General features: G+C 67.8%; 20 protein-coding genes and 1 pseudogene. 12 read left to right on the top strand and 9 right to left on the bottom strand.

Annotated elements, in window-relative coordinates:
• Positions 1-196, bottom strand: a 196-nt coding sequence (locus ICN82_RS21310; protein WP_226898440.1) for a hypothetical protein, incomplete at its 3' end; no start/stop codon positions are given.
• Between ICN82_RS21310 and ICN82_RS11475 the strand changes: the two genes are divergently transcribed.
• The 3 genes from ICN82_RS11475 (at position 195) to ICN82_RS11465 (ending at position 3,035) form a co-directional block, all read left to right on the top strand.
• Complete coding sequence (locus ICN82_RS11475; RefSeq protein WP_193182833.1) at positions 195-869, top strand: tripartite tricarboxylate transporter permease; 675 nt, start codon at positions 195-197, stop codon at positions 867-869. The genes ICN82_RS21310 and ICN82_RS11475 overlap by 2 nt on opposite strands.
• 292 nt (positions 870-1,161) lie before the next feature.
• Complete coding sequence (locus tag ICN82_RS11470; RefSeq protein WP_193182831.1) at positions 1,162-1,974, top strand: sulfite exporter TauE/SafE family protein; 813 nt, start codon at positions 1,162-1,164, stop codon at positions 1,972-1,974.
• 128 nt (positions 1,975-2,102) lie between these two features.
• Positions 2,103-3,035, top strand: a complete 933-nt coding sequence (locus tag ICN82_RS11465) for a nucleoside recognition family protein (RefSeq protein ID WP_193182829.1) — start codon at positions 2,103-2,105, stop codon at positions 3,033-3,035.
• A 3-nt stretch (positions 3,036-3,038) separates the two neighbouring features.
• On the opposite strand, the gene ICN82_RS11460 is transcribed toward ICN82_RS11465, so the two are convergent.
• Entirely contained in the window at positions 3,039-3,668 is a 630-nt protein-coding gene (locus ICN82_RS11460) for a riboflavin synthase subunit alpha (RefSeq protein WP_193182826.1), read from the bottom strand.
• A 174-nt stretch (positions 3,669-3,842) separates the two neighbouring features.
• Here ICN82_RS11460 and ICN82_RS11455 point away from each other — a divergent pair, with 174 nt between their 5' ends.
• From ICN82_RS11455 to ICN82_RS11440, 4 genes and pseudogenes are all read left to right on the top strand, one after another.
• A complete protein-coding gene (locus ICN82_RS11455) occupies positions 3,843-5,798 on the top strand; it encodes a HEAT repeat domain-containing protein (RefSeq protein WP_193182825.1) in 1,956 nt (651 codons plus the stop codon).
• Between the two features lie 123 nt (positions 5,799-5,921).
• Positions 5,922-6,320, top strand: a complete 399-nt coding sequence (locus ICN82_RS11450) for a 2Fe-2S iron-sulfur cluster-binding protein (RefSeq protein ID WP_193182823.1) — start codon at positions 5,922-5,924, stop codon at positions 6,318-6,320.
• Positions 6,271-6,540: pseudogene (locus tag ICN82_RS11445) on the top strand (FAD binding domain-containing protein); the annotation flags it as partial. The gene ICN82_RS11450 and the pseudogene ICN82_RS11445, both read left to right, overlap by 50 nt.
• Positions 6,541-6,592: 52 nt before the next feature.
• On the top strand, positions 6,593-7,300 hold the full coding sequence (locus ICN82_RS11440; protein WP_330998995.1) for an alpha/beta hydrolase: 708 nt from the start codon (positions 6,593-6,595) through the stop codon (positions 7,298-7,300).
• A gap of 247 nt (positions 7,301-7,547) precedes the next feature.
• Here ICN82_RS11440 and ICN82_RS11435 read toward each other — a convergent pair whose 3' ends face one another.
• The gene (locus ICN82_RS11435; protein ID WP_193182821.1) at positions 7,548-8,228 is read right to left on the bottom strand and encodes a TetR/AcrR family transcriptional regulator; all 681 of its coding nucleotides are present in this window, start codon (positions 8,226-8,228) and stop codon (positions 7,548-7,550) included.
• 555 nt (positions 8,229-8,783) lie between these two features.
• On the opposite strand from ICN82_RS11435, the gene ICN82_RS11430 reads away from it, so the two are divergent.
• From ICN82_RS11430 to ICN82_RS11415, 4 genes are read left to right on the top strand one after another with little or no spacing between them, the layout of a single operon-like run.
• Complete coding sequence (locus ICN82_RS11430) at positions 8,784-9,782, top strand: HlyD family efflux transporter periplasmic adaptor subunit (RefSeq protein ID WP_193182819.1); 999 nt, start codon at positions 8,784-8,786, stop codon at positions 9,780-9,782.
• Positions 9,779-11,536 carry an ATP-binding cassette domain-containing protein gene (locus ICN82_RS11425; RefSeq protein ID WP_193182817.1) on the top strand — a complete coding sequence of 586 codons (1,758 nt, stop codon included), beginning with the start codon at positions 9,779-9,781 and terminating at the stop codon, positions 11,534-11,536. Before ICN82_RS11430 ends, ICN82_RS11425 begins: the two co-directional genes overlap by 4 nt.
• Positions 11,533-12,663: an ABC transporter permease gene (locus ICN82_RS11420; protein WP_193182815.1), complete on the top strand. Its 1,131-nt coding sequence runs from the start codon at positions 11,533-11,535 to the stop codon at positions 12,661-12,663. The genes ICN82_RS11425 and ICN82_RS11420 overlap by 4 nt, the downstream gene beginning before the upstream one ends.
• A 4-nt stretch (positions 12,664-12,667) precedes the next feature.
• The gene (locus ICN82_RS11415; RefSeq protein WP_193182813.1) at positions 12,668-13,780 is read left to right on the top strand and encodes an ABC transporter permease; all 1,113 of its coding nucleotides are present in this window, start codon (positions 12,668-12,670) and stop codon (positions 13,778-13,780) included.
• A 450-nt stretch (positions 13,781-14,230) separates the two neighbouring features.
• Here ICN82_RS11415 and ICN82_RS11410 read toward each other — a convergent pair whose 3' ends face one another.
• A complete protein-coding gene (locus ICN82_RS11410) occupies positions 14,231-15,301 on the bottom strand; it encodes a DUF1254 domain-containing protein (RefSeq protein WP_193182811.1) in 1,071 nt (356 codons plus the stop codon).
• A 21-nt stretch (positions 15,302-15,322) separates the two neighbouring features.
• On the bottom strand, positions 15,323-16,792 hold the full coding sequence (locus ICN82_RS11405; RefSeq protein WP_193182809.1) for a DUF1254 domain-containing protein: 1,470 nt from the start codon (positions 16,790-16,792) through the stop codon (positions 15,323-15,325).
• Between the two features lie 160 nt (positions 16,793-16,952).
• On the opposite strand from ICN82_RS11405, the gene ICN82_RS11400 reads away from it, so the two are divergent.
• Positions 16,953-17,621 (top strand): Crp/Fnr family transcriptional regulator, encoded by a 669-nt coding sequence (locus ICN82_RS11400; protein WP_193182807.1) that lies wholly within the window; start codon positions 16,953-16,955, stop codon positions 17,619-17,621.
• 200 nt (positions 17,622-17,821) lie between these two features.
• Here ICN82_RS11400 and ICN82_RS11395 read toward each other — a convergent pair whose 3' ends face one another.
• From ICN82_RS11395 to ICN82_RS11380, 4 genes are all read right to left on the bottom strand, one after another.
• On the bottom strand, positions 17,822-18,790 hold the full coding sequence (locus tag ICN82_RS11395; protein WP_193182805.1) for an IS5 family transposase: 969 nt from the start codon (positions 18,788-18,790) through the stop codon (positions 17,822-17,824).
• A 99-nt stretch (positions 18,791-18,889) separates the two neighbouring features.
• Positions 18,890-19,681, bottom strand: a complete 792-nt coding sequence (locus tag ICN82_RS11390) for a ChaN family lipoprotein (RefSeq protein ID WP_193182803.1) — start codon at positions 19,679-19,681, stop codon at positions 18,890-18,892.
• Positions 19,678-20,388, bottom strand: a complete 711-nt coding sequence (locus ICN82_RS11385; protein WP_193182801.1) for a hypothetical protein — start codon at positions 20,386-20,388, stop codon at positions 19,678-19,680. Before ICN82_RS11385 ends, ICN82_RS11390 begins: the two co-directional genes overlap by 4 nt.
• Entirely contained in the window at positions 20,385-22,115 is a 1,731-nt protein-coding gene (locus ICN82_RS11380) for an ABC transporter ATP-binding protein/permease (protein ID WP_226898438.1), read from the bottom strand. Before ICN82_RS11380 ends, ICN82_RS11385 begins: the two co-directional genes overlap by 4 nt.
• Position 22,116: the final 1 nt, after the last annotated feature.

The following is a 22,116-nucleotide window of genomic DNA, read 5'->3' as shown; positions in this document are numbered from 1 at the left end:
CCACGCCGACCGACCGGGGCGCGGCGGCGGGCCTGATCGCGGGGCTGCCGGGGCTGTTCCTGGCCACGGGGGGGCGGATCCGATGATCGGGGCGCTGCGCGTCACCGGCGGGGGCCCCGCCCTGATCACCGGCATCGGGCTGCTGCCCGCGCTGATCGGGCTTTTCGCCGTCAGACAGGTGCTGCAGGATGTCCATGACCGCGCCGGCCCCCCCCGCGGCCGGAACCGGGGCCCGCAGCTTCGACCGGGCGCGCCCGCCCTTCGGGCCGACTGCCCGCGCCTGGAAGGTCGTGGCCGCCTCGACGCTGATCGGCGTGATCGCGGGCGCCATTCCCGGGGCGGGGGGGGCGATCTCGACCTTCCTGTCCTGCGACCGGGCGCGCCGCATGTCGCGCAGGCCCGGGACATGCGGCACCGGCTCCCCCGAGGGGCTCATCGCCCCGGAATGCTCCAACAACGCCACTGCAGGCGGCGCACTGATCCCGATGCGGACGCTCGGCGTGCCCGGGGAGGTCGCAATCGCGGTGCTGACGGGCGGGCTGGCGATCCAGGGTACCCGTCCCGGTCCCGCGCTGTTCGATCAGAAGGCCTCGCTGGTCTATGCCATCTTCCCGGCCTTCCTCCTCGCCGGTTGCGCGATGTTCCTGATCCAGCTTTTCGGGATCCGCCTGTTCGCGCGCATCCTCGGCGTGCCGATGCGGATCATGATGCCGCTGATCATGATGTTCTGCATGATCAGCGTCTACGGGGTGAACGGCGCCGTCTTCGAACTGGGGCTGACCCTGGGCTTCGGGGGGATGGGCTTCTTCCTCAACCGCGACGGCTTCGGCACGGCGCCGGTGATCCTCGGCCTGATCCTGGGTCGCTGACCGAATCCGACCTGCGCCGCGGGGGCCGGCCCCGGCGGGCCCGTCCGGGCAGATGCGGAGCCGGGCCGGGCGGGGCGCTGCGCCCGGGGGATCTTCCCCGCGGCCATCCGGGATGCCCCGGGCCGAGCCTTGCGCTGCATGCATGGGCGCCCTGCAGGTCCGTGTTTGCGGTCGCCTGGTCCCCGGCGCCTGTGTAGGACGGGGGGCAGGCCCCGGCATGCCGGGACCGGCCGAGAGACGCAGCGAGGACCGTCATGCCCGATGAATACCGTCCCGACCCGGAGGCCCGCCCGTGGAGCTGGTGACGCTTGCCCTCATCATCGCGGCGGCCGGGGCGGTCTCGGGGGTGATCTCGGGACTGCTGGGGGTCGGCGGCGGGATCATCCTGGTCCCGGCCTTCTTCCATGCCTTCCACGTGCTGGGCTACGAGCCCGCGCAGCTGATGCAGATCTGCGTGGCCACCTCGACCGGCACGATCATCTTCACCTCGCTGCGCTCGGTCACGGCCCATGCCCGGCGCGGCGCGGTGGACCGCCGGCTGATCCGCGACTGGGGACCGTTCATCGCGGCGGGCGCGGTGCTGGGCGTCTTCGCCGCCGCCGCGCTGCGATCGCAGCAATTGCAGGTGGTCTTCGGCATGATCGGCGTCACGCTCGGGCTCTACATGCTGCTGGGCAGGCGCAGCTGGCGGCTCTCGGACCGCCTGCCGGGGCGCGGGCTGGGCGGCCTCTACGGCGCGGTGATCGGCTTCTTCTCGGCGCTCATGGGGATCGGCGGCGGGTCCTTCACCGTGCCGCTGCTGAGCGCCTACAGTGTCCCGCCGCACCGCGCGGTCGGCACTTCGCCCGGGTTCGGGCTGCTGATCTCGGTGCCCGCCTTCCTGACCTTCCTGGCGACCGGCTGGAACATCGCGGACAAGCCGCCGCTGACCATCGGCTATGTCAACCTGCCCTCCGTCGTGCTGATCACGCTGGTGACGCTGCTGACCGTCCCGCTGGGCGTGCGCCTGGCGCACCGGCTGAGCCCCGAGCGGCTGCGCCTGGTCTTCGCGCTGACCATCCTGATCCTGGCGGGCAACATGCTGCGCAAGGGCATCTGGGGCTGAGCCGACGCGGGGCCCCGGAGTCCCTGCACCCTGCGCATGCCAGCCATGCGCCCGCATCGCTGGTCATGGAGAGACCCGGCCGCTAGCCAGAGGGGATGCCCCCTGCCGGGGCAGGGAAGGAACCTGCCATGGAAGCCATAGTCGGCGCGATCCTCGCCGCCGGAGAGAATGCGCTCTATACCGCGCTCTACATCTTCATGCCGCTGATGGTCGTGCTGATGGTGCTGCTGCGCTTCCTCGAAGGCTGGGGCGTGCTGGCCTGGCTGGAGCGGGTCCTCGCCCGGCCGATGCGGCCCTTCGGGCTGGGCGGGCTGGGCACGCTGGCGATCCTGCAGGCGCATTTCGTCAGCGCCGTCGCGCCGGTGCCGGTCCTGGCGATGATGCAGGCGCGCGGCCATTCCCCCCGGCGGCTGGCCGCGACCTATGCCGCCTGCATGGCCGCCGCGCCGGCGAATGCCACCTTTCCGCTGGTGCGGCTGGGGCTGGAGATCGGCCCGGCCATCGCCATCTCGGTGCTGGGGTCGCTGGCCGCCGGGGCCAGCGTGCAGGTCCTCTTCGGCCGCGGCCTGCCCGATACACGCGGCGCGGATACCTATGGCGGGCAGGATCCCGTGCCCGACCGGTCGGTGATCGGCACGATCAACCGCGGCGGATCCGAGGCGCTGCGCATGATCGCGGGCATGGTGCCGATGCTGATCATCACGCTGTTCGGGGTGGAGCTGCTGGTGCTCAGCGGCGCCATCGGCCAGCTGGAGTCGCTGCTGGCCGCGCCGCTGGGCGCGCTGGGGCTGGACCGGGCGCTGCTCTTGCCGCTGATCACCAAGATGATCGCCGGGAATACCGCGGTGGTGGGGATGCTGATGGCACCCGGCGCGACGACGGTGATCGCGCCGGACCAGCTGAACGCCACGGCCGCCATCCTGTTCCAGTCGCTGGACCTGGCGGGGCTGGCGATCTTCCTGGCGGCGCTGCCCTTCATGGCAGGGCTGTGGAAACCGGCCGCCCTGGGCGCGGCGGTCGGGATCGCGCTGCGCATCGGGCTGACGGCGCTGTGGTTCTGAGCCTCAGGCGCGGGAAAGATAGCGCGGCAGCAGCCGCTCCAGCGTCCGTTCCAGCACGTCGACCGTCACCTTCGTCTGGTGGTCGACCTCGATATTGACGGCATCGCCGACGCGGTAATCGGGGAAGGTCGTCTGGCGCAGCGTCTCGGGGATCAGGTAGATGGTGAACACGTCCCCCGCCGCCTCGGCCACGGTCAGGCTGCAGCCATTCACCGCCAGGAAACCGCGTTCGAAGATGTAGCCGGACCAGGGCGCCGGAACGCGGAAGGCAAGATGCGCGCCCGCGCCATCGGTCTTCACCGCGACCAGTTCCGCCGTGCAGGAGACATGACCCGCCACGACATGGCCGCCATTTTCCTCGTCCATGCGCATGGAGCGTTCGACATTGGCCCGCCCCCCCGGTTCCAGCCGCCCCAGATTGGTGCGCTCCAGCGTGGCGGTCATCGCGTCGAAACTGACCTCGGTGCCCTCGATCGCCGTGGCCGAGAGGCAGACGCCCTCCACCGCGACGCTGCCCCCGACCTGCAGGTCAGCGACCCGTGCCTGCGGCAGGTCGAGCGTCAGGCTCACATGGCCCTCGTGACGGCTGAGGCGGGTGACGGGGGCGACGGTCTGGACGATGCCGGTATACATGGGGGACACTCCGATTTGGGCCGGAAGGCGGCGCGCGGCATCCTACGCGCCCGGCCCCGGATGGCAAGCCGTCCCGCGACCCTCTGGCGCAAGCCCATTCTGGCCATGGAAGCCGCCGCCTTTCCCTGACAGGTTGGGCCGAGCCCGCCCGCCAGCCCCAGCCACGGACCCGACATGCGCCCATTCCTGCTGCCTGCCATCCTCCTTGCCTGCCTGGCCGGGACGTTCGCCCGAGCGCAGGCGGAGTCCGGGGGCTATGTCGGCTCTGACAGCTGCACCGGCTGCCACGAGGCGGAGACCGCAGCCTGGGAGCGCTCGCATCACGCCGCGGCCTGGACCGAAGCCAGCGCGGAGAACATCCGCGCCGATTTCGGCGGCACCAGCTTCGATCTGGGCGCGATGCATGCCGCCTTCGGCATCGCCGCCGACGGAACGCGCCAGGTCACGGTGACCGAGCTGGACGGATCGGTGACGCAATACGACGTGCAGTCGGTCGTGGGCATCGAACCGCTGCAGCAATACCTCCTGGAAACCGGGGAGGGGCGGCGGCAGAGCTTCGACGTGGTCTGGGATACCGAGGCGGGCCGATGGTTCCACCTCTATCCCGACCAGTCGCTGGCCCCTGCGGACGCGCTGCACTGGAGCGGCCCCTACAAGAACTGGGACGGGCGCTGCGCGGTGTGCCATGCCACGGATTTCGCCGCCAATTACGACCCCGCCACGCGCAGCTATGCCGCGACGCAATCGGAAATCGGCGTCGGCTGCGAGGCCTGCCACGGTCCCGGACAGGCGCATCTGGACTGGGCCCGGGACTGGGAGACCACGCAGGAGCCCATGCCCGCGGCCGGCGGATTCCCCAACGATCCTTCGGCGCCGGGGGCCTTCATGGATACCTGCGGCGGCTGCCATTCGCGGCGCGAGGCCTACCAAGACAGCTCGCCGCTGCCGGGCACGCCCTATCACGACGCCTACAACCTGGCACAGCTGCGCCCGGGCCTCTACTGGCCCGACGGGCAGATCCGCGACGAGGTCTATGTGCTGGGATCCTTCCTGCAATCGAAGATGCACGAGAAGGGCGTGACCTGCACCAATTGCCACGATGCCCATTCCGGCGAACGCCTGACCGAGGATAACAGCCTGTGCACCCAGTGCCACAGTCCGGCGGGCAACCCGGATTTCCCCAGCCTGCCCCTGCAGGTCTTCGACGCGCCCGAACACCATCACCACCCCGAGGGCAGCCCCGGCGCCCAATGCCGCGCCTGCCACATGCCCGAGCAGGTCTATATGGGCAATGACGCGCGCGCCGACCATTCCTTCCGCGTGCCGCGCCCCGATCTTTCCGCCGAAACCGGCGCGCCGGATGCCTGCACCGCCTGCCATGACGACCGCAGCCCCGCCTGGGCCGCCGATATCCTGGAGGACTGGTTCCCCGACAGCACCCATCGCGGCCCGCATTTCGGACAGATCCTGGCGCGCGGCACGGCGGATCCGGCGGCGGCGGCGGGCGACCTGGCGCTGCTGGCGCGGTCGGAGGAGCCCGGCATCGTGCGGGCCACGGCGCTGTGGATGCTGGGCCAGGGCGGCGGGCAGGCCGCGGCGGATGCCGTCGCGGGACTGCTGCAGGACCCCGATCCGATGGTCCGCGCCGCCGCGGTCGACGCGCAGCGCGGCGCCTCCGCCCAGGCCCAGGCCGAGCGGCTGGCCGGGCTTCTCGACGATCCTTCGCGCAACGTGCGCATCGCGGCGGCCAAGGCGATGCTGGCTTTGCCGGTGGCGCGTTTCCCAGATGCCATCGCGCAGGATCTGCGCCGCGCCCAGGGCGACTGGCAGGCGGCGATGCAGGCGCGGCTGGGCTTCCCCGAGACGCATCTGCAGATCGGCGGCATGGCCCTGACCATGCGCAACTTTCCCGCCGCGCTGCAGGCCTTCGGCGAGGTCACGGATCTCGACCCGCAGCATGTCGATGCCTGGGTGATGCAGGCGCGGCTGGCCGCGGCGCTGGAGGGACCCGAGGCGGCCCGGCATGTCCTGGACCGGGCCGTGAGCGCCAATCCCGGCGACCTGGCCCTGGCCGGCATGCTGTCGCAGCTGGACGGGACCGGGCCGCGCCTGACCCCGCCGCCGCAATAGCACCCGGGCGCGGCACGCCCCCGCGCCCGGACCTGTCTATCGTCTGTACATAATGCGGCCTATGACGTGTCCGGTTGGCATCGGTACATTCTATCCTAGCTTGGGACATCCCCACTATTCTTCGTGAAAACATCAGATTGTCCTCGGAAACACGTCGAGCTCGACCTCAGGGAGCGGCGGATCAACGCCTGTCTCAGCCTCGCGGTGATGCACGAAGGCGACGAGATCGAAACGATCGAGGGCATCGGCACGCCGCAGGCGCTCGATCCGATGCAGGCCGCATTTATCCGCCATGACGGGTTCCAGTGCGGCTACTGCACCCTGGGCCAGATCCAGTCGGCACGCGCCGTTCTGGACGAGATCCGCGCGAACATTCCCAGCCACGTGACCGGTGATCTGACGGCAACGATCCGGATCACCGACGCCGAGATCCGCGTGCGGATGTCGGGCAACATCTGCCGCTGCGGGGCCTATGCCAACATCCTCGCCGCGATCACCGAAGTGGCGGAGGAGCAGGCATGAGGGCGTTTCCTACGAGAAGGCCACCAGCGCCGAGGCCGCCGCCGCCCGCGCCGCGGAATTCGGGGGCGCGAAATTCATCGCCGGCGGCACGAACCTGCTGGACCTGATGAAGCTCGAGATCGAGACGCCGACGCATCTGATCGATGTGAACGGCCTCGGCCTCGACGAGATCGCGCCCACCCCTGACGGCGGGCTGAAGATCGGGACACTGGTGCGCAACACGGCGCTTGCCGCCGATGACAGGATCCGGCGCGACTATCCGGTGCTGACCCGTGCGCTTGCGCCAGCTCGAGAACGCCTACATCCGCACCGAGGATGTCAGCGCGGTCCTCGACCATCTGACCACGCTGGACTACGTCGATGCGGACCGGATCGGCGCCATGGGGATCTGCGCGGGGGCCGGTTACACCGCCAACGCCGCGATCAACGATCACCGGATCAAGGCCGTCGGCACGGTCAGCGCGGTCAATATCGGCGCGATGTTCCGCAATGGCTGGGACAATGACGTGACCGATGCCGACGCGCTGCCCTTCCTCGAGGCCGGCGCCGCCGCCCGCACTGCGGATGCACGGGCATTGGCCACCGGCGGTGATCTGGCGCAGATCCCGATGGCCCCGATGAAGGAAGAGGATGCCCCCAACGAGGAGCTGCGCCAGGCCTGGGAGTATTACCACACTCAACGCGCGCAATGCGCGACCGCCCCGGGCTACGGGCTGGCGCGCAGCCTGACCCAGCTGATCAGCTATGACGCCTACAGCTTCGCCGAGGCCTTCCTGACCCAGCCCCTGCAGATCGTGGTCGGCAGCGTGGCGGGCAGCAAATGGATGAGCGACGACCTCTATGCCCGTGCCGCAAGCGGCGACAAGCCGTTCCACGTCGTCGAGGGCGCCAACCACATGGACCTCTACGACGGCGCGCAATTCATCGGCGAGGCGGTCAGCGTGCTGGCGCCGTTCTTCCGGGAAAAGCTCGGCGCCTGATCCGGCGCAGCCTCTGCCATTTGACACTCAAGGAGTTCACACCATGGGCAGCGTGGCATTTCAAAACCCCTACATGGCCTGGCACATCGCGGCGGACATCCACCTGCCGCCAGCCTTCGAGGCAGACAAGCGCTCCCCGGCGATCCTCAGCATCCACCCTTTCGAAAGCTGCAAGGAGCAGACCTCGGGCAGTGTCTACGGCGAGGCGCTCGCAGCAAAGGGCGGCTGGACTTCCTCAGGCAGAGAGTCATTCGCCGCGAGGCGTGTCCTTCCCGCGGTGCCATCGGCTGACGGCTTCGAGTCCGCCGACAGTGTAGCAGTACAGTTGTTCGACGAGCGCGTCGCGCGGTGCGGAATTCAGCTCTTCGGCAAGAGGGCTGTCGCCGCGTCCCACCAGTGCGATCAAGGCGCAGGGCGCCGCAATCGAGGGCAGGCAGCGCAAGAGCACCGGGTCATCGGCCGGGATGCCGCTGATCTCGCTGAGCAATGGCAGGACAAGCTGCAACTTGGGCAGGATCTCTTCCTGCTGAAGGATGGCGAAATGCGTCGTGGGTGCCAGAATCTCGCGCCCGAGCAGGATGAGCGGCCATTGAAGTTCGCGCGCTGTCCCGCCCAGAAGGAACCGCAGCAGCTCCTTCAGTTTCCCCTGGGCTGACAGGTCGCTGCCGACGATCCGCTCCAGATCGGAGCGGTCAGCGATCCTGCGATGCGCCTCGGTCAGCACGGCCTGATACAGGCCGGCGCGATTGACGAAGTGGTAGTTGATCGACGCGATATCGACCTCCGCCCGTGCCGCGATATCCTTGTTTGTCGTCTCGGCGAGCCCCGCCGAAGAAAACATCTCTCCGGCGGTTTCGAGTATGGTCCGACGGGTCAGATCCCCGTCGGACCTGGAGGTGCGTTTCTTTCTCGGCCGTGCATCGCTCATGACGCGTGTTCCGCTCCGGCGGTTCGGGCTGTGATGGTGGATGACGAGACAATGCGTCCCGCCCTGTCAGGGGACTGACCTCCCGGCCGGCGCGTGTCAATCGGAAGCTTCCGTTCCGCGGCCGTCCGAAGAATGCCGCGCGTTCAGGTCCAACGCGTCCGACCGGCGGTCCGCCAGGCAGAAACATCTCGAAATTCCATGGTTTGCGCTGCCATGACCGTACCTGCCGATCTTGGCGATGCCTGCCTCTTTGCGCGCTCGGCAATTGCGAAGATACGATGGGGCCCAATCTCTGCCTATGGTCTGAAACGGGGGCGCGTCGCATCGGAGCGGATCTTGCGGAGCCCGCCGCAGGGCGCAGCAGAAGGGCGGCAAGGATGGGCCCGGACAGGGCGGCTGCCGGGTTCGCCTTTCGCCGCGTTGGTTCGGAACGCGCATCCTCTTGGCCCCTCCGCGCAAGGACTGACTCGACAGCCGCAATCGCGGTCTCTAAATTCGATTTAGATTCTGCCGCACCGACCTCGCCTCACCTCCGAAACCTGCCAAGGGCCGACCATGAAGAAGTTCCTTCCCCTCGTGTTGATCGCCATCCTCGTCCTGGCCGGCGGCGTCTACTGGTGGCACCAGCGCAACGAGACCGGCAGCGACGGCCTCACCCTCTACGGCAATGTCGACATCCGCCAGGTCGCGCTTGCCTTCGACGGTTCGGGCAGGATCATCGAGCTTCTGGCGGAGGAAGGCGATGTCGTCAGCAAGGGCGCCGTGATCGGCCGACTGGACACCCAGGCCCTCGAATTGCAGGCCAAGGCGCAGGAGGCCGCCGTCGAGGCGCAGCGACAGGCCTTGCTCGAGCTGCGCGACGGCGCGCGGCCGGAGGAAATCGCCCAGGCCCGCGCCAAGCTTGCTTCCGACGAAGCCGCGGCGAAACTGACCAATATCCATCGCGATCGGGTCGCCCGGCTGATCACCAGTTCCAGCAGCGCGGTCAGTCAGCTGGACATGGATCGCGCCGTGGCCGAGGCCGACGCAGCCAATGCGCTGGTCGATCAAAGCAAGGCGGCGCTCGATCTTCTGCTTGCCGGCACGCGCCCCGAGGAGATCGCGGCCGCCGAGGCGCAGTTGCGCGGGGCCGAGGCCCAGCTTGACCACCTGCGCTATCAGATCGGCCAGGGCGCGCTGACCGCGCCCAGCGATGCGGTCGTGCGGTCCCGCCTGCGCGAGCCCGGCGACATCGTGACCTCCCAGTCGCCCGTCTTTGCCCTGGCCCTCACCGAACCGAAATGGATCCGGGTCTATGTCCGCGAGGCGGATCTGGGCCGGATCAAGCCGGGCATGGACGCGCAGGTCACCACCGACAGCCATCCCGACACACCGGTTGCGGGACAGGTGGGCTATATCTCCTCGGTGGCGGAATTCACGCCGAAAGCCGTGCAGACGGAAGAGCTTCGCACCAGCCTGGTCTACGAGGTCCGGATCATCGTCGAAGATGCGGCCGACAGCCTGCGGCTGGGCCAGCCGGTCACGGTCCGGTTGCCGGTCGAGCCGGTGTCATGACCGGGCTGACGGTCTCGGCCGATGCCCTGACGAAGGTTTTCCGGGACGCCGATCTCGGCGACCTGCGCGCCGTGGACGGTCTGTCCCTCTCCATCCGTCAGGGCGAGCTGACGGCGCTGGTCGGCCCGGACGGCGCGGGCAAGACCACCCTGATGCGCATGTTCGCGGGCCTCATGACGCCGGACGAAGGATCGCTGCGCGTGCTCGGCATCGACGTCGCCCGCCACCCCCAGCGGGTGCAGGACCGCATCAGCTACATGCCGCAGCGCTTCGGCCTCTACGAGGACCTGAGCGTGCAGGAAAATCTCGACCTCTATGCCGACCTGCATGGCGTGCCGATCTCCGAGCGCGAGGACAGGTTCGCCCGGATGCTCGAGATGACCGACATGGCGCGGTTCACCGACCGTCCGGCAGGCAAGCTGTCGAGCGGCATGAAGCAGAAGCTGGGGCTCGCCTGCACCCTGGTGCGCTCGCCCGACCTGCTGTTGCTGGATGAACCCAGCGTCGGGGTCGATCCGCTGTCGCGCCGTGACCTTTGGAAGATCGTTCAGCAGCTTGTCGATGACGAGGGCCTGAGCGTCGTCGTCAGCACCTCCTACATGGACGAGGCCGAGCGATGCGCGCAGGTCTTCGTCATGCACAAGGGGCGGGTTCTGGCCGACGGCCCGCCCGGGTCGTTGCGCGAAAAGGCCGGGGGGCTGACCTTCACCGCCGAAACACCGGCGGGCACACCCGCCCGCGATCTTCAGGCCCGGCTGATCGACAGGCCCGATCTGGTGATCGACGCCGTGCCGCAGGGCGGCAATGTGCGCTTCATCCGCCAGCCCGGGGCCGACGAGCCGCGCATGGGCGACCTCCTCGACGGCATCGAAACCTCCGCCCGGCCGGAGGAACTGGAAGACGCCTTCATGATGCTGCTGCGCCAGCAGGAAGACGAAGCCCCGGCCTCGCTGGCGGCGACCCGGCCCGCAGAGGTCGCAACCCCGTCGAAGGACGGCAAACCTGTGATCGCCGTCAGGGATCTGGTGCGCAAGTTCGGCGATTTCACGGCGGTTGCCAGCACGTCCTTCGATGTCGGGCGGGGCGAGATCTTCGGCCTGCTCGGTCCCAACGGCGCGGGCAAGACCACCACCTTCCGGATGCTCTGCGGCCTGCTTCCCGCCACAAGCGGCCATCTCGAGGTCGCGGGACGCGACCTGCGCACGGCCCGGGCGCAGGCGCGGGCGCGCATCGGCTATGTCGCGCAGAAATTCGCGCTCTACGGCAATCTGACGGTGCGGGAGAACCTTCAGTTCTTCGGCAGCGCCTACGGGCTGGGGCGGCGGGCGCTGCGCGACCGCATCGCGGCGATGATCGAACAGTTCGACCTGGATCCCGAGGCGAAGAGCGGGCTCCTGCCCGGCGGCTACAAGCAGCGTCTGGCGATGGCGACGGGGCTGCTGCACCAGCCCGAGATCCTGTTCCTCGACGAGCCGACCAGCGGCATCGATCCCCTGGCGCGCCGGGCCTTCTGGCGCACGATCACCGCGCTGGCGAAAGGGGGCGTGACGATCATCATCACCACCCATTTCATGGAAGAGGCCGAATATTGCGACCGGATCGCCATCCAGGACGCGGGCGAGATGCTGGCCATCGGCACCCCGCGCGAGGTGCGCGACATGGCCGGAACCGCGGGGGCGCGGGACATGAACAGCGCCTTCATCGCCATCGTCGAGTCCGCGCGCGCCGAACGCGGCAGGCGGGCTGCCGCATGAGCCGGTCTGCCGCCCGTGCCCGGCTGGTCGCCCTGATCCGCAAGGAAACGCGGCAGATGCTGCGCGACCGCAGCAACCTGTTTGTCGGGCTGGCCCTGCCGGTCGTGCTGATCCTGCTTTTCGGCTACGGGCTGTCCTTCGACGTCACCGACGCCCGCGTGGCAGTGGTGATGGAGGACAGTTCGGCGGCCACCGTGAACGCCGTCGCGGGGCTGGTCGGATCGGATTATCTCAACCCGGTCTGGACCCGTTCCATGGTCGAGGCGGAGCAGATGATCCGCGCGGGCGAGGCCGATGCGATCCTTCGGGTCCCGGCAGATTTCACCCGCAACCTCGCCGCCGGGGGCGGGCAGTTGCAGCTGATCCTGAATGGCGTCGATTCCGGCACCGCGCAGGCGATCGAGGGCTATGCCAACAGTGCGATCTCGAACGCGCTTCTGCACCTGTCCGACCGCCAGGCCGACACGGCAGCCCAAAGCGCCTCGGTCAGCGTCGTCCAGCGGACATGGTTCAACGAGGCCGGTGACAGCACCTGGTTCTTCGTGCCCGGGCTGATCGCGCTGGTGATGACGCTGATCGGCGCGTTCCTCACCTCGCTCCTGATCGCGCGGGAATGGGAACGCGGCACGCTGGAATCGCTGTTCGTGACCCCGGCCCGCCCGACCGAGATGGTGCTGGCCAAGCTTGCCCCCTATGTCGTGATCGGCATGATCGACCTGGTGATGTGCCTTCTGGCCGCCAAGTTCCTGTTCGGCGTGCCGATGCGCGGGTCGCTGTGGATCATCATCCTGTCCTCGATGCTTTACCTGATGGTATCGCTCGCCCTGGGGCTGGTGATCTCGGGACTGACCCGCAACCAGTTCGCGGCCAGCCAGATGGCGCTGCTGGCCAGTTTCATGCCGGCGATGATGCTGTCGGGCTTCGTCTTCGATCTGCGCAACGTGCCGGTCGCGATCCAGGTCGTCAGCAACCTGCTGCCGGCGACGCATTTCATGGGTCTGATCAAGACGCTGTTCATGGCCGGGGATTACTGGCCGCAGATCCTGCGCGCGAATGCGACGCTCGCGCTTTATGCGACGGTGCTGGTGCTCATCGCCCGCCGCACGCTGGCCAAAAAGCTGGACTGACACCATGCAAGCCATTGTCCTGTATATCAGCCAGACACTCGCCCTGATCCAGAAGGAGCTGCTGGCGCTGCTCAAGGATCCCTCCAGCCGCGCGCTGCTGCTGGCGCCGGCGCTGATGCAGACGCTCTTGTTCGGCTATGGCGCGACCTACGACCTGACCCATGCGCCTTACGCGGTCCTCGACCAGAGCCGCGGCGCCGCCTCGAGAGAGATCACCGCCCGCATCGACGGGACCGGCGTGTTCAAGCGGGTCGCCACGCTGCAGAACGCCAACCAGATCGCCGCGCGGATAGACAGTGGCGACGCGCTTTTGGTGATCGTGTTCCCGCCTGACTTCGAGTCGCGGCTGGCCGCACCGGGCGACGCGCCGATGCAGGTCATCCTCGACGGGCGCAACTCGGCCACGGCAGGGGCTGCGGCGGCGCAGGTAGGGTCAATCGTTGCCGCCTACAACCAGTCCTTGGGCGTGGAGTCCCCGATCAGCATCGTCCGCCGGGCCTGGTTCAACCCGAACTACGAATCCCGCTGGAACCTGATGCCCGCGATGATCGCCTCGCTGAGCATGCTGCAGACGCTGATGCTGGCCGCCCTGTCAGTGGCGCGGGAAAGGGAACAGGGCACTTTCGACCAGTTGCTGGTCACGCCGCTGACGCCATCGCAGATCCTGATCGGCAAGGCGGTGCCCTCGATCCTGATCGGACTTGTGCAATCGACGATCATCTTCCTGATCATCCTGTTCTGGTTCCGGATCCCGATGGCCGGATCGGTCTGGCTGCTCTATCTCGGGCTCGTGACCTTCACGATCGCGGCGGTGGGGATCGGCCTGTCCATCTCCGCCATATCGCTGACGATGCAGCAGGCGATGCTCTACACCTTCATGCTGATCATGCCGCTGATGCTGCTGTCGGGGCTTCTGACGCCGGTGCGGAACATGCCGCAGATCCTGCAGATCGCAACCTATGTGAACCCGCTGCGCTTCGGGATAGACACGGTGCGGCGCGTCTATCTGGAGGGGGCCACCTTCGCCGATGTCGCGCCGAACTTCATCCCGCTGCTCTGCGTCGCCGCTGTCACGCTGCCGCTGGCGGCCTGGCTGTTCCGCCACCGGCTGAGTTGACGACCCGCAGCCGTCGCTTCTGCGCTGCCGCCTGCGCCGCCCGCGATGACGGCGCATCTGGGGCGGGCATCATGCATGGGGCGCGCGATTTCAGGATCTCGTTGCCTCACCCGGACCTGCGATGGGCGGTGCTGGACCCGGGACGCCGACGGCAGCTGGGCGTGAGCAAAGATACCTTCCTGTGCGGGGCTGCGTCAGCTGCGCGGAGCACAGGTCCCGCGCCGCGCGTCATCGGGATCGACGACCGGGCTGGGCGCAAGGGGCAGCGCCATGGACTGCGGACCGGAGCCGATCTGCAGGGCTCGGAGTTTTTCACGCACGGCTGGCAGATTCCGTCCCCCGTGCTTGGTCCATCAGACATCCTCGTGCCCGAGAACCGGACGGGCACCTGTCCGGCTGGTGCCCGTCCCTTCATGATCGTGTTCAGGCCGCGGACGCGTCAGATGACGCCTACTCGATCACCAGCTCGTCCGCATGCTCGTCGATATACTCGATTGCCGAGGCCTTGGAATCGGGCAGGTAGAACCGGAACAGCGCGGCGAAGGGGACCGACGTGTCGAGGTTGTTCTTCGCCCCGGGGCTGTTGAAGTTGATGGTATAGGTGCCGTCCTCGTTCGGCTCGGCCTGGGTGTTGGAAATGGCCGAGACGTCCTTGGCCAGCCAGCCATCCTCGTCATAGATCGTGACCGACCAGAAGCCGCCGCGCTCCTCCTGGATGTCCGGGGGGGTGAAGGTCGCGCTGGAGGGCCGGATCTCGCCATCGGCGATCTCGGTCTTGTTGGCGAAAGGCCAGTAGGCCGCATCCGGCAGGCCCAGCCCGCCCCAGCCATAGGCCGTGCCGTAAAGGTGATCCTGCGGCCGCGAGCTGTAGGGGGTGCCGTTGACCGACCGGGTATGGGTCAGGGCGCCGCCCTTCACGTCCTCGATCAGGGCTGCGCGGATTTCCTCGGTCTTCTCCAGCGGCAGCACGACCTCCGGGCTCTCATAGGGATTGGCGGAATTCGCCTCGATCGTCGCCAGTTTCTGCAGGCGCAGGGTCTCCTCGATCCCGCCCTTCTCCTCGGTCAGGATCGGGACGCGCATGTTCAAGTAGACATGGTCGCCATAGGTCACATCATCGGGGGTGATCGTCAGGCTTTCCCCGGCATAGACCACGCCGGCGACATAGTTCTGCATGTCGATCACCTGGATGATCTGGTAGTGATCCCCCGGCGGAATGGAGAAGGTCGCGCCCTCGCTGATATCCACCACCGCGCTGGCATAGATGCCATCCTGGTTCTCGCGGATGACCTGCTGGGTCTCGACCCGGCTGAGATCGCTCTGATAGGCCCATTCGTTGACGGGCGCCTTGGCGAGGCTGCGCTTGAAGTTGAAATCGCTTTCCGAGACCTTGTAGACATAGTCGGCCACGCCGAAATCGGCCGGGGTCGTGACGTCGAAACCGGGCGCGATATCGGCGGCCGCAGGCACGGCCCAGGCGGCCGCGATGGCAGCGGCCTGCATGAAATTCGGGGTCCTCATTCCTGTTCTCCCTGATGCGGTTCAGTTCACCGGCTCGATGGCCGGCGGGGTCCAGTCGCCGCTGACTATGGCCTCCTGCGGCCAGTAGGCGCGGATATAGAGCGAGAAGTCATCCGCCGGCGCGGGCAGCCAGTTGGCCTCCTTGCCGTCGCCAGGGGGCTCGTTCTGGACATAGATGGTCAGGCTGCCATCGTCATTCGTGACCAGCGACTTGTTCTTCGTGCCCAGCGAGAACCGGTCCAGGTCGTTGGGGTGGAAGAAGTGCTGTTCGTTGTAGAGGGTCAGCGACCAGAAGCCGTCCACCGGCGGCAACTCGCCTGCCGGGAAGGTGACGGTATAGGCCTCGGCGCCGTTCAGCCGGTCTCCGGCGCTGTCGAAATCGGCGCCGAAATACATCGTCTCGTTCGGCACGTTGGAGAACATGTTGCCCTTGGCCGTGGCCGTTCGCTGGAAGACGTCATAGCCGAAGCGGGCCGCGTTCTTCTGCGTGCGCCAGCCATTGCCGGCATCGACCCCGTTATTGCGGAACTCGAACATCCCCGAAATGACATCGGCTTCGGTTTCAAGTGCGGCCTGGTTCAGCGCCTCCATCAGCGCGGGGTCCTCGGCGGCGGCATCCAGCACCTGGCCGACGATGGCGTAGATCGCCTCCTCGCCCGGCAGCGGCGGAGTTTCGGCCAGAACCTCGGGCAGGATGGTGAAGAACTCCTCCGGCACGACCCACTGGGTTTCGCCGTCACCGCCCTCGCTGGGGTTCGGGATGGTCGGGGATTCGGACCAGTCGGTCGTCTGCATCTCGCCGGTATATTCGGATAGCGGATAGGCCATCACCTGATCGATCAGCGGCTGGATCGCCTCGCGGTCCTCGGCCGTGTCATCCATGAAGATGCGGGGGAAGACGGCGCCCAGGTTGGTGGCCGAGCGGTAGACCGCCTTGATGCCCTCGGGCGTCTCCCCGTCCCAGCCGGGACCGACCAGAAGATAGGCGCCGGGCTCCGTGCCGTACTGGATGCCCATTGCCGCGAAGGAGTCCGAGCGCTGATCGACCACCTGGTAGACCCAGAACCGGTCGCCGAAATCCGGCACCTGGACGACCACCGCGTCCTCGTCGAGCGCGAGGAACCCGGCGCCGTAGACGACGTCCTGGTTGGGGGAAGTGACGAAGCGCTGCTCGGGGCGCAGGTAATCCGACAGCATGCTGATCTGGTTCAGCGGCGCGACCGGCAGGACGCCCCCCAGCAGCCCCGGATGGGGCGCGGTCGCGAACAGCGTCTGGCGGTTGTGCATGTTCACCAGCGGCCAGCACCACAGATAGGCCATCCGCCCGATCGCCGCCGCGTAGTCCGGCGACAGCGGCGCGCCGGCCACCGGCGCGGGCACATCCCCGGCCGCCTGCGGTGTCGGGACCTGGCCCGGCTCCTGCGCAAGGGCGGGCGACAGCATGGTGGTGACGAGAGCCGCACCGGTCAGTGATTTCAGGTTGAAGGGCATTCCCGGGCCTCCGATTGGCGGTGCAACTTCACCGCCTTGAGTGATCGCCTTTCGCGGGACAAGGAAACCTCCCGCAAAAATTCTGTTTTCCGGCGACAGGTTACTCAAGGCCTGCTACAAATAAAATGCACTGATGCACTATTGGGTAAGAAAAGTGGCGATGGTCAAGACTACGCCGATGGGATGGCTGGCCGCGATGCCGGCCGGTTTCCGGAACGAGGTTCTGTGCCGCGCGGAGATGCGTCGCGCCGAGGCCGGCCAGCCCCTGTATCTGCTGGGGGAAGATGCCCGCGGGCTTTATGGCCTGACCGAGGGAATCGTCGAGGTCAGCATCGCCGATGCTCCCGGCGTGTCCGGACTGATCTACCTGGCCCGGCGCGGCTGGTGGTTCGGTGCGCTGGAGATCTTCACCACGCGCCCTCGTCGTTTCCACATACAGGCGCGCACCGATTGCGATCTGCTATACGTTCCCGCGGCGCAGGTCAGGAAAATTTGCAGCATGGCCCCGGACTATTGGGAATACTTCGCCAGGCTGATGTGCGGAAATTACGAAGCAATGGCAGATGCCGTCGCGATGATGCGCGACCCCTCGCCCGACCGCCGTGTGGCCACCGCGCTGTTCATCCTCTACCTTCGACAAACCGAGCCATCGCCACGCATCGAAGCCACCCAGCCCGACATTGCGTCGATTGCCAATGTTTCGCTCCGCTCAGCTGCCAGCGCACTGGCACGCATGGAGAAGGACAGGCTCGTCAAGCGCGGATATGGCACGGTGGACATTCTCGATCCGGACCGGTTGTCGCAAAGCATCGGCAGCGACATTCAGTAAGATGGCATCTCCCCCCGCGCCAGCAGGCCATTTCCTATGCGGGCAAGAATGCCTTTCCAGCGGATGTCGTTCATCAGCTCGAGCTTGGAAGACCGGCAGACGGTTCCACGGCAAGTGTCAGGCAGGTTTTGAATTCATCCGTCATTGGCCTTCTTGCACAAATCGGGGGCTGAGCGCGGTTCCCCTTTCCCCGGACGGACTTATCCTACGGCCACAGTGACGGGTATGCCGAGCGCGGTGTAGCCATTTAGCACGGCGATGCGAACTTGCAGCTCCGCGACCTGGCGGTCGAAGTCTCGAGCCATCAGTGACTGACCAAGCAGCGTGATGCAATTCATCTTGCTTTCGACCCGGCTCCGGCGATGGTCGCCGCTCGATCGTCGCCAGATGGCTCGGCCGAGGTGCTTCGAGGCGCGCAGAGCTTCGTTGCGCGCGATGGCACCGGGGCTCGTCGGGTTCCAGGGCTTGGCGTTCTTGCGTGGCGGGATGATTGCGGCGGCACCGCGAGCGGCGATCGCTTCATGACATTTGCGCGTATCGCAGGCGCCATCGGCGGTCACGGAACCGATCTGCTCATCAGCCGCAATCTGGTCCGGAAGTTCGGGCAATATGGGTGCATCGCCGATGTTGCTGCCGGTGACCTCGACAGCCCGGACTTCCAGCGTTTCCTCGTCAACTCCGATGTGTATCTTGCGCAGCGAGCCATGTCCGCCATTGGTCCGAGGACAATGGCGAGCGCGCCGCTTGGAGCCACCATGTTTGCGGGCATTCCGCTCGCCTTCGCCCTCGGCTTTGATCCCTGTGCTGTCGATCAGCAGGTTCAACGGGCCCGCTCCGCCACGGTACGGGATCGCCACATTCAGCGTTCGTTGGCGGCGACACAGGGTACTGAAATCCGGCACCAGCCAATCCAAGCCGACCAGCTTCAGAAGGCTTTGCACGAACCCCGTCATTTGCCGCAACGGCATGCCAAACAGCACCTTCATCGTCAGGCACGTCTGGATCGCTGCGTCGCTGAAGCTCGGCAATCGGCCGCGTTTGCCAGTCGGTGGGGCTCGCCACGTCATGTCTGGATCAAACCAGATCGTCAGCGATCCACGCCGCTTCAACGCGTCATTGTAAGCCGACAAATTCGTGGTCTTGTGCTTCGTAGGGGCCCAACTGCTCATGCCTACCGGCTATCATGCTGGATTCATGAACTGAATCCCTCGCACGATTTGTGCAACAAGGCCTCGCATCACCCTCGTCCGTCGTCTCGGGACGCCTCGTCAGTCAGGGACAGGGAGCGATGTCCAGCTCCAATCACAGCGGTCGGGATCCGGCGAGACGGCCTCTTCCTCCGGGATGGCAACCTTTACCGATGACATGCCCAGATCCCGCAGCTGCCAGGACACGCCGCCTCCATATTGCAGATGCCCCATGCCGATGATGCCGATCACCAGCGGCCCGCCCGGCAGCGCGGCAGCGGCGGCGATGCGGGTGGCGAAGGCGCGGTCCCAGACCTCCTGCGCGCGCAGGAAGCGGTTGAAGGCCGGATCCTCCGCGCTGGTCGCGGCGCGATCGGGACGCGCGCCGCCGGTCAGCTCGAAGATGAAACGGCGATAGGCCGGCGGCGACGGCCCTGCAGGGCTCAGCCCGTCGCGGTCGCTCTCGGGGACGGCCTCCCAGCCGCCCGCGCCCACGGCACGCACGAGACCGCGCGGAACGTTGAGCCCCCGCATCCCGATCCCCATCTCCCGGCAGAACCGGAAGATCGGCAGGTACAGCTCTGCCGGAAAGCCCCAGCAATCGCCCCATCCGACCCGTTCGAGAAAGGCCTCCTCCCCCAGGCTGCCCGCGACCCAGTCGGCAAGGACCGGATCGGCGGAGGCGGGGAACATCTCGAAACCCATGACGACCGGGCGGCGCGCGGCCAGCCCGGCGGCGACATGCAGCTGCCAGCGGTGGTGATCGGCCCGGTCATGCCGTTCGCCCAGCAGCACGACCCGCGCCGCGGCAAGATCGTCGATCACCTCCGCATGGGCCCTCCCCTGCCCTGCCGCGTCCCGCCAGCGGCTCATGCCAGCGCATCCGAAACCACCACCAGTCCGGTCGGCCGACCGTCCCGCCCCAGCGCAACGCGCCGACCCGGTTCCGCCTGCCAGGCGGTGACCGCCCCCGCCTCGACATGCAGGTGAAAGGTACGGGAGATGATGTTGAACCAGCCCATCATCGGCCGGAATTCCGGCAGCTGCCCGGCCCAGCCCTGGGTCATTCCGGGCACGTCCAGCGTGATCGCCACCTCCGCCCCTGCCTCGCGCAGCGGGGTCAGAAGCGCGAGGACCGGATCATCCTCGGCCAGTTCGGGCGCGGCACCGCCCTCCTGCGGCGGATCGCGCTGCAGCGGAGGCAGCCCGGTCTCCGGCAGCCCGGCCAGCGCGGCGTCGAACCCTTCCAGCCCTTCCATCCCGACAATGGAGGCCGTCAGCTGGTCCGCGGCGTCGCGCAGCTCGATGCGGGGCAGCACCCTGTCGCCCATCCGCGTGGTGCGGTCCGCGACCAGCTCGGCCACGCGCGCGGTCTCGATCCGGGCGTCGTGATCGGCCCCGGCCAGGATCAGCGCACTTCCCTCGATCCGAGCCGTCTCGATCGTGCCCAGGCGTTCAAGCAGCATCGAGGGGCTGCGGGCAATGACCATGGCGCGGCCCAGCCGCGGCAGACGGTCCAGAAGCTCGTCCAGCGGAATGTCCAGCCGGGCGCGGAGAGCGGCGTTCGTCGGATCGGTCATGCTAGTGTCCTTTCGAGGTCCGGGAGTCCGAGCGTGATCACCTGATCGACGCTCAGCCCGACAGGGGGGCGATGGGCAACGACGACGAGCGTCGTGCCGGCAAGTTCGGCGCGCAGCCAGGCCAGCAGATCGGCCTCGCTCGCGGGGTCGAGGGCCGAGGTCGCCTCGTCCATCAGCAACCAGTCGGGGCGGTTCAGCACCGCGCGGGCGAGGCCCAGCCGCTGCCTTTCGCCCATGGACAGACCTGCAAGCCCCGCGCCCTGCAGACGGTGCCCGAGGCCGATCCTCTCGATCACCGCGAGCACGCGCGCGCGCTCCAGCGTCTCGGGCCTGGCGGGATAGCAGGCGGCGGATAGCAGGCATTCGCCAAGCACCGGCGCCCCTGCGGGCAGGACCACCGGGGCGACAGCAGGGCGGCGGATCGTGCCCGTGCCGAAGGGCCACAGACCGGCAAGCGCCGACAGGAACGTGGTCTTGCCCTGCCCCGAGGCACCGACGACGAGCATCGTCTGCCCGGATGCCAGCGACAGATCCGGGACCGGCTCCAGCCAGGTGCCGCCGGGCGTGGCCAGATGCAGGCCGCTGACGTCCAGGCCGCGGCCTCCGCCCGTTTCGGTCCGGATCGCCTGCGGCACATCCGGGTCGGGCGCGGGATGGCCTGCCGCCTGCATCAGCCCGTCGAGCCGTTCGCAGACCGCGACGAATTCGGCCAGCTGCTTGTACTTGAAGATGAACCACGACAGCGTCGTGGTGACGCTGGAGAAGGCCGAGGCGACCTGCATCAGCCCGCCCAGCGTGACGGCGCCCGCGAAATACATCGGCAGCGCGAAGAAGGTCGGCAGCCGCAGGACGGTCTGGAAATAGGGCCGTTCGAACAGCCCCAGCACCAGTTCCCGCCGCATCACCCGCCGCCAGTTGCCCGCCACCGCGGCAAAGCGCCTGTCGAGCCTGTGCCGTTCGGCGCGCTCTCCGCCGGCCTGGGCCACGATGTCGGCACGGTCGCGCAGCTGCACCAGCGCGTGGCGGAAATCGGCCTCGACCTTCTCGCGTTCGAAATAGGTGCGGTTCAGCGGCCGGCCCAGAAGATGGGTGACCAGCGAGGCGATCAGCACATAGACCGGCGCCAGCCAGAACATGTAGCGCGGGATCTCGGCGTCGAGGCCGAGGCCGCCCAGCGACAGCGCGAAGGTCGAAACCGACCACAGAACGGCAATGTAGGAGACCAGCCCGACGATTTCGGAAACCAGATCCAGCGTCAGCGTCAGCAGGTTCTGGACATAGAGACGGCAATCCTCGGCGACGCGCTGGTCGGGGTTCTCGACCGCCTGCGCGGAGAAACCCGGGCGCAGCAGCCAGTAGCCGCGCCCGTCGAGCCACAGGTCCAGCGCGCGCGACGTCAGCCGCGCACGCCACAGGATCAGCAGCCGCTTGCGCAGCCAGTCCCCCGCCAGCCAGCTGGCCGCCGAGAGAGAGACGAGCGCGAAGAAGACGCCGACCTGACGCAGCGCGGCGCCGGCATCCATCGCGCCGAGCGCATCGTAGAAGGCCTTGTTCCAGGCGATCAGGCGGACGGAAACCCAGACACCGACAAAGCTGAGGCCCAGCACCGCCAGATACAGGATCCAGCCCTTCCACGCGCCCGGTCCGGAGGCCGCGATCCGGGCCAGGCGGCCCGCCCGGCCGAGAAGGACGCGCAGCCTGGCGGCAGAGGTGCCGGGCTCCGCCATC

Source organism: Mangrovicoccus algicola, from assembly GCF_014903745.1.
Taxonomy (GTDB): Bacteria; Pseudomonadota; Alphaproteobacteria; order Rhodobacterales; family Rhodobacteraceae; genus Mangrovicoccus; species Mangrovicoccus algicola.
The sequence above is the reverse complement of the archived record's forward strand: the minus strand, read 5'-3'. Positions and strand labels throughout refer to the sequence as shown.